Raw genomic sequence first — 12,099 nt, forward strand, 5'->3', positions numbered from 1 at the left:
ATCATGAATGTAATAGCTCAAGGAGGAGTCTATGCCATGTTATGCGATTGATGGGGTGGTTCCTGTGGTTAGCCCTGAAGCTTATGTCCATCCTACGGCTGTGCTGATCGGTGATGTGATCATTGAAGCCGGAGTTTATATTGGTCCATTCGCTTCGCTGCGTGCCGATTTTGGCCGGATTCATATCCAGAAAAATGCCAATGTCCAAGACTCCTGTACCATCCATGGATTTCCGGACAGTGTGACCTTAGTGGAAGTATATGGCCATGTTGGTCATGGTGCCATTCTGCATGGCTGCGTGGTACGAAAAAATGCCCTGATCGGTATGAATAGTGTGATTCTGGATGAGGCCGAAATCGGGGAGAATGTGATTGTTGGGGCCAACAGTACAGTCAAGGCTAAATTCAAAGTGCCAGCAAATAATCTGGTACTTGGCAGTCCGGCAAAAGTCATCCGTCCTTTAGAAGAAAAAGAAATTGCCTGGAAAAGCCATGGCACCGAGCAATATATCCAGCTCACTGCACGTTGCTTGAATACCCTGCAGGAAGTAGAAGCTTTAACTGAAGATTCCGCAGAGCGACGTAGTTATCAGAACTTTAAAGCTGATTATCAAATCAAGAAAAATAGTTAAACTCGCTGATTTTTAAAAATTTTAGGTAATTAAAATACGCTAATTTTTTAGTTTTAAAATTATTGGAAATGAAACCAAATTACTATTGTCACCTTTCCGGATCGAGTTAAGCTGTGAGAAAACAGGTCAGGAAAGTGCAGATGGAAAGTCGGGAATTTAAAGACCATTTCTCCCAGCAGTCCCAAGATTATGCTTTGTTTCGCCCGCATTATCCGGACACTTTGGGGAAGATGCTGGCAGAGCTATCAACGAGTACCAAATTGGCTTTAGACGTCGGCTGTGGCTCAGGACAGTTTTCAGAGGTTTTGGCGCATTATTTTGATCAGGTCATTGCCATTGATGCGAGTAGCGAACAAATCGCACAGGCCAAGCCTCATCTGAAAATTCAATACCTTCATGCCTTAGCTGAAAATATACCCTTAGCTGAGCAAAGTGCTGACCTGATTTCAGTCGCACAAGCTGCCCACTGGTTGGATCTAGACAAGTTCTATGCGGAAGTTCGCCGTATTGCAAAATCCAATGCTATTCTGGCTCTTATTAGTTATGGGGTATTCAGCATCGATGAGGAACATCTGAATCATTATTTCAGACATTTTTATGAAGTGACCATCGCGCCCTATTGGGCACCTGAACGCCGTCATGTCGATGAAGGATACAAAAATCTGCCATTTCCATTTTATGAACTTGCTGTACAGCCGCCGGTATTACAAGTCGAGTGGAACTTTTACCAACTGATAGGCTATATGAGTACTTGGTCTGATAGGCTATATGAGTACTTGGTCAGCCGTAAAAGCAGCCACCTAAGCACTCGGACATAATCCGCTGAATGTACTGGCAGATGTCTTATTGTCAGAATGGGAAGATCCGGAATTACCCCGGGTGGTGAGTTGGCCCCTATCTGTACGGGTAGGAAGGGTAAATCCAGATAAAGAGGATAATTAAATAAAAAGCCCAGTCTTAACTGGGCTTTTATAATATTGAAGATCAATTAGCTTATTTGTTTAACAACATTTCCAGCACAAATTTGGAGCCGATAAAACCAAGTGCCAGCAGACCAAACCCAAGCAGGGTAAAGCGAACTGCTTTCTGGCCACGCCAGCCAAATTTCCAGTGCCCAATCAGTAATGCGCCATAAACCAGCCAAGACACAATACTAAAGGCGGTCTTATGGGCCAGATGCTGGGCAAAGAAATTATCAATGGTAAAGAATCCGAAGCCTAGTGCCAGTGTCAGTAAAATGAAACCAGTCATCAGCATATCGAACAATAAAGATTCCATATCCTGATAAGACGGCAACAGATTCACCCAAACCCGACGTTTCTGTTTTTTCTTCAGTTCACGATCCTGAAACCGCAAAATGACGGCCTGAATCGTCGCCATCAATAACACAGCGTAAGCGGACAAGGATAGGATAATATGAATATCCAGACCTAGAGAATTCTGTGCAATAACTTTCGCTGGTTGGGTAAAGCTGAAACCGAGAATCAGGCCAGTCGCAGCGACGGGAATACCAATCAGGTTTAACGCAATAATCGGCCGATAGGTACTATAAATGATGCTTAGCAGCAGCATTAGCCCTGAAGTAAAGGAAAGTAAGGCAAATACATCATAATTCATCCCCATCGGGGTATACATGTCACCTGATAAAACCAAAGCATGGAGTACCAGTCCAACTAAAGCTGTTAAGCCGACAAACCATTGATTTGGAGTACGTTTAGTCATTAAATGAATGAACAGATACCAAAAAGAGGAGGTATAAGCGATTAATGCTAAGATCGTGTAAACCAAGGGTAGGCTAAGCATGTCAAACCTTTTTAAGGGTGATGAATATTCATTTATATAAATTCAGTGCGAACTACAGTATCCTATAGCATTCTATGCATAAATTTTCTATTTTAAGAAACAATTTTTTGCTACTGGCTATTTTAAGCGGATTTTGCAATGTTTGATACCTTAACAGAACGACTCACGCAGAGTTTAAGAAATGTTACTGGCTCAGGGCAGCTAACCGAAGACAATATTAAAGATACGTTACGTGAAGTACGTATGGCACTTCTTGAAGCCGACGTTGCGTTACCTGTAACTCGTGAATTTATCGCGAAAGTTAAGGAAGAAGCATTAGGCCAGGAAGTGATGACTCAGTTATCACCAGGGCAAGCTTTCGTCAAAATCGTCTATGACGAATTGACCAAAATGATGGGCGAGGCCAATGAAAGCCTTGACCTTGCAGCGAAACCACCGGTGGTGGTACTGCTTGCAGGTTTGCAGGGTGCGGGTAAAACCACGACTGCAGCCAAACTTGCACGCTTCCTGCAAGAGCGTCAAAAGAAAAAAGTAGCCATGGTATCTGCCGACGTTTATCGTCCGGCCGCGATCAAGCAGTTACAGACAGTGGCTGGCGAAGTTGGCGCGATTTTCCTTGAATCGAATGCTACTGAAAAGCCAATCAGCATCGTCAATCGTGCAATTGAACAGGCAAAAATCCAGTTTGCTGATGTGTTGATTGTCGATACCGCAGGTCGTCTGCATATCGATGACGATATGATGGAAGAGATTAAAGAGCTGCATGCAGCGATTAATCCGACTGAAACCCTGTTCGTGGTTGATGCCATGACCGGTCAGGATGCGGCAAATACGGCCAAAGCATTTAATGATGCACTTCCTTTGACGGGTGTGATCCTGACCAAAACTGATGGTGATGCGCGTGGTGGTGCAGCACTGTCTGTTCGTGCGATTACTGGCAAGCCAATCAAGTTTCTTGGTATGGGCGAAAAACTGGATGCCCTTGAGCCATTCCATCCGGAACGTGTGGCACAGCGTATTCTGGGCATGGGTGACGTGCTTTCTTTGGTCGAAGAAGTTGAACGCAAAATCGACAAAGAAAAAGCCGAGAAAATGGCGAAGAAATTGCAGAAAGGCGGTAGCTTCAACTTTGAAGATATGCTGATGCAATTCGAGCAGATGAACAAGATGGGCGGCATGATGGGCTTCCTGGACAAACTTCCAGGCATGAGCAATTCTGGTATTCAAGATGCGATTGCGCAGGCGAATCCTGAAAAGCAAGTGAAGAAAATGGAAGCAATTATCCAGTCGATGACCATCAAGGAACGTCGTAACCCTGACCTGATGAATCCAAGCCGTAAAAAGCGTATTGCAGCAGGTTGTGGTATGGAAGTCTCAGAAGTCAATAAGCTGATCAAACAGCATGCGCAAATGGCGAAGATGATGAAGAAATTTGCCAATCCGTCGGGTATGGCAAAAATGATGAAATCACTGAGCGGTCTGCAAAAACAGTTTGGTGGCGGTGGTGGCATGGGCCCACTGTTCGGGGGCAACGACAAAAAATAAATGTTTTAAGTAAGAAAGGCGCGTATAGCGCCTTTTTTATTGTCTGTATTTTCTTTTATATCTGGTTTAAACAAAACAACATTTGCTTACCCAAATTTCCAGAAAAATCAGGCAGACTCGAAAACATTAGAAATAAAATAATACAGAAGGATGTTTCTAATGACTCAAGTGATTGTGGTGCATGGCTATACCGCAAGTCCTGAAGAAAACTGGTTTCCATGGATTCAGGAAAAAGCCCAGCAGGAACATGTCAGCTTGAAAGTACTCAGACTTGACCCATCGACTACGCCAAAATTAGAGGTCTGGGAACAGCAAATGCGTGAACAGATTGATGGGATTGACGAAAACAGTATTTTTATTGCGCATAGTCTGGGTTGCCTAGCTGCATTACATTATTTAAGTCGCGAATTAAAAAATCAGAGAATCAGGCAACTGGTTTTGGTGGCCGGTTTTAATGGCAGACTGGGACGTCTGGAAGAAGTTAATCCTTTCATTGACGCGGCTGAAGTGGATTTTGATTTACTGAAACGTCAGATTGATGAACGTGTGGTGATTTATTCGGAAGGTGACGATCGGGTTCAGCCTGACTTTAGCCTGGAGCAGGCGGAAAGTCTGGATGCAATCGTGGTCTGTGCCGAGCATCAAGGGCATTTCATTAATTCGCAAGGCTGTACTGAACTGCCGGAAGTCTGGCGAGTGATTCAGCCTTATCTGATCCAATCTTCCACTGAATAGAGGGGTGATTACCGGGGTGGTTTAATAGGTAGGATGAAATTAAATAAGGAATATTGAATTTCATCCACTAATAATTAAAAACTTAACTTTTAGTCGGAGCATTTTGCTCTCAATATAATAAGTACAATGCTATGAAAAATATAACGAAGAAAGTCTATATCGTGCCTGATTATCAGGCGACCTCAAATGAGCACTGGTATCCGTGGTTAAGCCGGCAGATCAAAGACGCGGGGTTCGAGGCCAAACGGATCATGCTGGCTAATCCCTTTCAACCTGATCTGGAAGAATGGCAGCACAACCTGAAACTGCAGATTCCGCATCTGGATGAGCATAGTTTCATTGTTGCGCATGGCTTGGGTGGCTTAAGTGCTCTAAAGTTTCTTGAAGAACACTATAGCCGTACACAATTGAAAATTGGCGGGCTCATGTTAGTCGCAGCTTTTGATACACCACTGGTGGCTTGGTCGGAACTGAATAAAATGGTGCAGGCAGTAAAGTTAGATCTGAACAATCTATCACATGGTGCCAAACGCTTTGTAATGCTGCTTTCCAGCAATGATCCTTATGTGCCTGCACCGATTTCACTGCGTTTGGGCCATAGCCTGAATGCACAGATTTTTGAAATCAAAAATGCAGGGCATTTTAACAAACTGGATGGTTATACAGATTTTTCAAAGTTGCTCGAGCTGCTCAAACTGTGTCTGGCAAATGATCTGCAAAATGCTGCAGGCCTTTAAGCAATAAGTCTGGTTCAATAATAGGCTGAAACCGTTCGAGATGCTGTGCAAACAGCGCAGCATCTCCACCAGTCAAGATCAACTGTGCCGGAAAATCCTGAAGTACTTTTTCAATGGTGCTGAGCAGACCGAATAAAATGCCATGATGCACGGCATCAATGGTATTGCGCCCAGGACTGAGTTCATCGAAAGCCGCATCCGGGATTTTAATGCCTTTGGTATTCTGGATCAGGGAATCGCGCTGTAAATACAGATTCGGCAGGATATAACCACCGAGATGTTTCTGACCTTGGGCTAGATCAATGGTCAGGGCAGTCCCACAGCTAATCACACAATAATTTTTCTCAGCTGACTTGGCAACGGCCAGCACCTGCAACCAGCGGTCGATCCCAAGCTGTGAAGGATCATCATAGCCACAGATCAGACCGGCATAGCGTGCCTGTACCTTGGCAAAAACTACAGGAATGTTCAGGCAGGTCAGAATCGATTGAATTCGGGTATTATTTGCTTTGTCCAGCACGGAAGAAATCCCGACCTGATGCAAGCCCAAACTCTTAAAATGCTGAATCAAGCCAAGAAGTAAGTCGGCAGGGGATTGCAAATGCATTTCCGCGGCATGCTCAATGATCTGGTTCTGCTCCGTAATCCAGTACTTGAGTCGTGTATTGCCGATATCCAACCATAGTTTTTTCATTGAGTTAAGCCTGTTCAGCCGCCGTTTTTAAGACGGAGTTGCCCCTGATAAAATGTCTGCGTACCTGCATCCGTTTCAATAATGACTGCACCATCGTCCTGAATGCCGAGGAAAGTTCCGGAATATTGGCCTTGAATATCGGTAAATTCAACTGTTTGCTGGAAAAATGCAGCATATTGGTTAAACCGTGCTGGTAGATTCTGACTGCCGTAATTAAACCATTCACCCGCTTGCTGAATGGCGAGATACAACTCGGCAATCAGATCTACACGTGAAGCATGCGGTAGTCCCAATTCAGTCAGAGAGGTGACCTGCTGGTCTGGAATGCTTTCCATGAGTGGGCTGATATTGATCCCGACACCAACCACCACCTGTTGAGTCGAAATCGGTTCAATCAGAATGCCACCCCATTTCCCCTGCAGGCTGTACAGGTCATTGGGCCATTTTACCTGCAAGTCCAGTCCTTTTAGACTTGGCATTTGCAGGATATTTAATGCAATTTCCAGCGCCAGACGACCATCGATTGCTTTTTGTGTATGCAGCAATGTGCTTAAATAGATGTTCCCCTCAGGAGAAATCCACTGACGTTGACGCTGTCCACGTCCTTGGGTTTGCACGCGGCTACACACCAGTACCTGTTGTACCCCTTTGGTTGCCAGTTCCCGGACATCGTCATTGGTCGATGTGGTAATGGGCTTGATCAGCAGCACTTCAGGAAGCTGGCCTGCTTGACTTAAACATTGCTGCAGTTCGCGAGTTTCTACATCCATTTGAATCTAAACGTGGTAAATGTCGTTATGGAGTTAATCATATATTTATTGATTGGTGCAATTGCAGGATTTGCCGCAGGCCTGTTTGGCGTTGGAGGCGGCCTGATTATCGTGCCAATCCTGTACATTGTTTTTACCCAGCTCCAGTACGATCCAAGCGTGATTATGCATATGGCAGTCGGAACTTCTCTGGCCACGATTATTGTGACCTCAATCAGTTCGGTGATGGCACATCATCAAAGAGGAGCAGTGTTATGGGATGTAGTGCGTAATCTGGCACCTGGCCTGGTCATTGGCTCATTCTTGGGAGCTGGTATTGCAGATTATTTATCGGGCCAAGGCCTGCAATTGCTGATTGGCTTCTTTGCAGTCTGGATTGCATTCAGAATGTTTAGAGGCGCACATTATCAGGTTGATCCGAATCAGAAATTGCCTTCAGCCGCATTACAGCTGGCAGCGGGTGGCGGCATTGGCGTGGCATCGGCCATATTCGGGATTGGTGGCGGCAGTTTGACTGTGCCTTTCCTGAATCGTTGTGGTGTCGTCATCCAGAAAGCGGTAGCCACTTCTGCTGCCTGCGGTTTGCCGATCGCGGTGGCCGGTGCCTTAGGTTTCATCTGGTTTGGTCAGAAAGCTGAAGTCGAAGTGCCAAATACGATTGGTTATATTCATATTTATGCGTTTATTGGTATTAGTGTGATGAGTTTTATTACTGCAAAATTTGGTGCAAAAGTGGCGCATTTATTATCACCAGTTCTATTAAAAAAATGTTTTGCAGCCTTACTGACTACAGTTGGTCTGTATTTTATCTATCAAGGCTTTACTGCCTGAACTACTCATTTTTTATCAGCTAAATTTTTGAGGAGAATAGGTCACTATTCTCCTTTTTTTTGACTGGGTTGGCTGTATAGACACAAGATTGTCTGACAATGTCAAAGTATTTTCTGCAAAAAAGCCGTTTAATAACTGAAAAGTCATCCAGAATGACTGCACTTGCATCAATAAAAATAAGACAGGAACAGTATGCAACAACAAGAAGCACACAGTTTGTCTGAACAGATTGCCAAGCATATCAGTGAACAGATTATCCGGGGTGAACTGGTTGAAGGCGAACGCATCCAGGAACTCAGAATTGCATCGGAACTTGACGTCAGTCGGGGATCAGTCCGTGAGGCCTTGCTCTTGCTTGAACGTACCCAGCTGATTGAAATCTTCCCGCGTCGTGGCGCCATTGTTTCGGAAATGTCGGCCATGCAGGTTCGTGCCCTGTTTGACCTGACCTCTTTATTGCTGGGGCAGATGGTACATCGCATGGCAGAGACCTGGCGCAGTCATGAGGCAGAGCGCATTCAGCTATTATTAGAACAATTAGAAGCCGAAACCCGCCAAGGCCATATCGAAAAGTTTTATGATTTGATCTTTCAGGGAATGGCCCAGCAACAGGAGATGGTCGGTAATCTTTACCTGATGCGCTACTATCAGGAACTGCTGCCATCTTTACGCCGTAGCTATTTTCTGACCCTGAATATTTCAAGACGTGAGCTACAGGAATCTTTTGAATTATTTAAACTGGTGACGGAAGCGATTTTAATTCGTAAATCCCATCAGGCGACGTTATTTATGGAAGATTTTTGTCGACACTTGCGCAACCTTGTGTTGGAATCTCTGACACGGATGAAACAAATTGAACTCGCGTGGGCTAGACGCTCACGACGTTAAATCAGGACACTATGCGTTTAAGCAGTTTAAAACTTTCAGGCTTCAAATCTTTTGCTGACAGTACCACCTTACACTTCAAGGATAACCGGACTGCAGTGGTGGGACCCAATGGTTGTGGTAAATCAAATGTGATTGATGCCATACGCTGGGTGATGGGTGAGTCCAGTGCGCGCCAACTACGTGGTGGCAGCATGCAGGATGTGATTTTTACCGGAACAGCCAAGCGCAAACCGGTGGGCATCGCCAGTGTAGAACTGCGTTTTGATAATACTTATGGCAAGCTGGGCGGTGCGTATAATGCCTATAATGAGCTGGCAGTGCGTCGTCAGGTTAACCGTGATGGCAAGTCTGAATATTTCCTGAATGGCACCAAATGCCGACGTCGTGATATTACCGATATTTTCCTGGGAACCGGTCTGGGGCCGCGTTCTTATGCGATCATTGAACAGGGCATGATCAACCGTCTGGTGGATGCCAAGCCGGAAGAAATGCGAGTCTTTATTGAAGAAGCTGCCGGTGTTTCCCGTTATCAGGCACGTCGCCGCGAGACCATGCTGCATCTGGATCACACTACGCAGAACCTGTCGCGTCTGGAAGATATTGCCTCAGAGTTAAAGTCTCAGCTTAAAACCTTAAAACGCCAGTCAGAAACTGCGATTCAATATAAGGAACTGGAAGGCCAGATCCGTACCATCAAGATCGAAATCCTGTCATTTCAGTGTGAACAAAGCCAGCGTCTGCAAGAAGAGTATACTGTGCAGATGAATACACTGGGCGAGAATTTTAAGCTGGTACGTTCTGAATTGACTACTGTTGAGCATGATCTGGGAGCGACCAGTGAACTGTTCCAGCGCCTGATTCAACAGTCCACACCGCTACAAACTGAATGGCAACAGGCTGAGAAAAAGCTCAGCGAACTGAAAATGACCCTGCAGCAAAAGCAGTCCTTATTGCAGCAGAACTCGACCAGTCTGGTCAAGCTGGAAGAACAAAAAGCGCAAACCAAAGAACGTTTACAGCTGATTGAATTGCAACTGGACACCCTGCATCAACAACTCGAAGATCAGACTGCACAATTGCAGCAGCAGGAAGGTCAAAGTCAGGAACAAAACCAGGGTCTGACTGATCTGAAATCCCAGCAAGGCACAATTGCTGCCCAGTTTGCTCAGATTAAAACCCAGGTTGAGCAACAGCAACAACGTAAACAGCAAATGCTGGCGCAAAGTGAACAGCTGGCTAAAAATATTGTCCGGATTGAACAGCAAAAAGAAACCTTGCAACAGCAGGCAGCACAAATTCAGCAGCAGGCGCAGCAATATGAGCTGGAACAGTATCAGGCTGATAGAGCTGAAACTGAACAGCAAATCACTGGCTTTGAGACTCAGCTCAAAACACTGAAAACTGGGCTTGAGCAGCTACAGGCAGAACAGGCAGGTCAGCAGCAATTGCTCATACAGATGAAATCAGAAATTCAGGTGCTGCAATCAGAACGCAAAAACCTGAGCCAGTTACTGACCAAAGCCAATCCAAACGTCAAAGCGGATGCGGTGCAGTTAATGCAGGTGTTGAAGCTGAATCCACAGGCCAAAGCTCATGCCAGCCTGATTGAAAAGTTCCTGGCGAAATGGCTTTCTGCGCAAGTATTAGAAGAAACTGAGCATTTTTTAGAGAATAGTGCACGCCAGCTCAAAGCTCAGATGATACAGGATAATATTCAGATCGCTGAACTCCATTGTTTAGCAGACTGGATTGAAGCGCCTCAATATTCGCTCTGGCAACAGGTGGCCGTAGCTGAGAACTTTAAACGGGCAGTTGGTTTACAAACTCAGCTGAGAACAGGCCAGTCGATCTTAAGTCTGGATGGCTATCATGTTGGACCAGATTGGGTAATTGCCTTGGACTATGATGAAGCCAGTCAGGCGGGACAAGGGGCATTGAGTCATCGTATCCGTCTGGATGAAATTGAGCAGCAATTGACTCAGCTTGAACCGAAATTCGCAGATCTAGAGCAACAGTTACCTGAACTCACTGCTCAAGTAAAAACTTTGCAAAGCCAGATTCAAAGCATCAATGAGCAGCAGAAGCAGGCACAAGAGCAGTTACAACAGCTTGATCTGAACATTGCCAAAGTCCAAAGTGCGACACAGGCCTTTGCGGTACAAAAACAGCAACTGCAGAACCAGTTACAGCAACTGGATGAGCAGCTGGAAGAAGATGCGATGCAGAAAGATGATCTGGAAATTGATCTGCATGCACTGAATCTGAAACTGGAACAGGCACTGCCCAATTACAAGACCTTGCAATTCCAGCTAGAAGAACTTAATGCCCAGCTGGAAGACTCACAGCAAGTCACCCAACAGGCGCAGCAGGAATTGGAATTACTGCGCCGTCAAACGGTACAAAGTCAGCAGCAGGCTGAATTGCTGGAAAAAGACCAGTTGTTTTTAAAAGAGCAGTATCAGCAGATTATTGCGCAAATAGAACAGGCCAAAAAGTTTGTCGATCCGGTACAGCTGGAATTGCCTGCTTTACAGAGCCAGTTTAATGAACAAGCTCTGATTACGGAAAAACTGCAAAAGACCTGGGCAGACTGGCAGATCGAGCTGAATCAGATCCAGAGCAAGCAGCAGCACCTGACTGAGCAGCGCCACACTTTCCAGCAGCAAGATGAACAATTGCGTACTGAACTGGAAGCCAAACGTCTGGCTTGGCAAGCTGCCAAATCTGATTTACAGCATTATTCAGAGCAGCTGAAAGAGTTGAATAGTGAAGTAATTTCAGGGCTGAATATTGATGTAAAAGTACATCAGGCCAAACTGGAAAAAGCACAGGCTCAATTCGATAAACTGGGTGCAGTGAATCTGGCAGCTTCTGAAGAGTATGAAGAAGTTTCGAAACGCTATGATGAACTCAACCATCAGATTCAGGATCTGGAAAATACCGTTGAACAGCTGCAGGCAGCAATGAAAAGTATTGATCAGGAAACCCGTAAGCTGTTTATGAATACCTTCGATCAGGTCAATGCCGAGCTACAAAACCTGTTCCCGAAAGTATTTGAGGGCGGTGAAGCGAGTTTAAGTCTTGAAGATGGATGGCAATCGGGTGTAAAACTGATGGCTCGCCCACCGGGCAAGCGCAACAGCTCACTGGCATTGCTTTCTGGTGGTGAAAAGGCTTTAACCGCATTAGCACTGGTCTTTGCAATTTTCCGCCTAAATCCGGCACCATTCTGTGTATTGGATGAAGTGGATGCACCGCTGGACGATGCCAATGTGGGGCGTTTTTGTAAGTTAGTCAAAGAGCTTTCTGAACAAGTGCAATTTATTTATATTACCCATAACAAACTTGCAATGATGATGGCGACTGATCTTTTAGGTGTAACCATGCCTGAACCGGGAACCTCAAAATTAGTGACAGTAAATTTGGAACAGGCAAAAGAATACGGCTTAGCTGCGGAGGTATAAC

General features: G+C 45.3%; 10 protein-coding genes and 1 pseudogene. 8 read left to right on the forward strand and 3 right to left on the reverse strand.

What is annotated here, in order from left to right; translation table 11 throughout:
* The first annotated feature begins 31 nt into the window (after nt 1-31).
* Nucleotides 32-631 (forward strand): gamma carbonic anhydrase family protein, encoded by a 600-nt coding sequence (locus FOC32_RS07665; RefSeq protein ID WP_175966776.1) that lies wholly within the window; start codon nt 32-34, stop codon nt 629-631.
* Nucleotides 632-771: 140 nt separating this feature from the next.
* A pseudogene (locus FOC32_RS07670) lies at nt 772-1,573 on the forward strand (class I SAM-dependent methyltransferase).
* 51 nt (nt 1,574-1,624) lie between these two features.
* Here FOC32_RS07670 and FOC32_RS07675 read toward each other — a convergent pair.
* Nucleotides 1,625-2,434, reverse strand: coding sequence for a cytochrome C assembly family protein (locus FOC32_RS07675; protein WP_004783358.1), 810 nt, complete (start codon nt 2,432-2,434; stop codon nt 1,625-1,627).
* Nucleotides 2,435-2,572: 138 nt separating this feature from the next.
* On the opposite strand from FOC32_RS07675, the gene ffh reads away from it, so the two are divergent.
* The 3 genes from ffh (at nt 2,573) to FOC32_RS07690 (ending at nt 5,451) form a co-directional block, all read left to right on the forward strand.
* Entirely contained in the window at nt 2,573-3,979 is a 1,407-nt protein-coding gene (gene ffh / locus FOC32_RS07680; protein ID WP_175966778.1) for a signal recognition particle protein, read from the forward strand.
* Nucleotides 3,980-4,138: 159 nt separating this feature from the next.
* Complete coding sequence (locus FOC32_RS07685; RefSeq protein ID WP_175966780.1) at nt 4,139-4,714, forward strand: RBBP9/YdeN family alpha/beta hydrolase; 576 nt, start codon at nt 4,139-4,141, stop codon at nt 4,712-4,714.
* 131 nt (nt 4,715-4,845) lie between these two features.
* Complete coding sequence (locus FOC32_RS07690) at nt 4,846-5,451, forward strand: RBBP9/YdeN family alpha/beta hydrolase (protein WP_175966782.1); 606 nt, start codon at nt 4,846-4,848, stop codon at nt 5,449-5,451.
* On the opposite strand, the gene FOC32_RS07695 is transcribed toward FOC32_RS07690, so the two are convergent.
* Nucleotides 5,405-6,145, reverse strand: a complete 741-nt coding sequence (locus tag FOC32_RS07695) for a type III pantothenate kinase (RefSeq protein WP_175966783.1) — start codon at nt 6,143-6,145, stop codon at nt 5,405-5,407. The two genes, FOC32_RS07690 and FOC32_RS07695, sit on opposite strands and share 47 nt — an antisense overlap.
* 14 nt (nt 6,146-6,159) lie before the next feature.
* Nucleotides 6,160-6,915, reverse strand: a complete 756-nt coding sequence (locus tag FOC32_RS07700) for a biotin--[acetyl-CoA-carboxylase] ligase (protein WP_175966785.1) — start codon at nt 6,913-6,915, stop codon at nt 6,160-6,162.
* Between the two features lie 27 nt (nt 6,916-6,942).
* Here FOC32_RS07700 and FOC32_RS07705 point away from each other — a divergent pair, with 27 nt between their 5' ends.
* The 3 genes from FOC32_RS07705 to smc all read left to right on the forward strand — a co-directional run bounded on the left by FOC32_RS07705 (nt 6,943) and on the right by smc (nt 12,098).
* Complete coding sequence (locus tag FOC32_RS07705; protein ID WP_004783347.1) at nt 6,943-7,746, forward strand: sulfite exporter TauE/SafE family protein; 804 nt, start codon at nt 6,943-6,945, stop codon at nt 7,744-7,746.
* Nucleotides 7,747-7,938: 192 nt separating this feature from the next.
* Nucleotides 7,939-8,634 carry a GntR family transcriptional regulator gene (locus FOC32_RS07710; RefSeq protein ID WP_034170647.1) on the forward strand — a complete coding sequence of 232 codons (696 nt, stop codon included), beginning with the start codon at nt 7,939-7,941 and terminating at the stop codon, nt 8,632-8,634.
* Nucleotides 8,635-8,645: 11 nt separating this feature from the next.
* The gene (smc, locus tag FOC32_RS07715; protein ID WP_175966787.1) at nt 8,646-12,098 is read left to right on the forward strand and encodes a chromosome segregation protein SMC; all 3,453 of its coding nucleotides are present in this window, start codon (nt 8,646-8,648) and stop codon (nt 12,096-12,098) included.
* Nucleotide 12,099 lies beyond the last annotated feature (1 nt).

The organism is Acinetobacter sp. FDAARGOS_724 (genome assembly GCF_013364475.1).
In the GTDB taxonomy this organism is placed as follows: domain Bacteria; phylum Pseudomonadota; class Gammaproteobacteria; order Pseudomonadales; family Moraxellaceae; genus Acinetobacter; species Acinetobacter variabilis.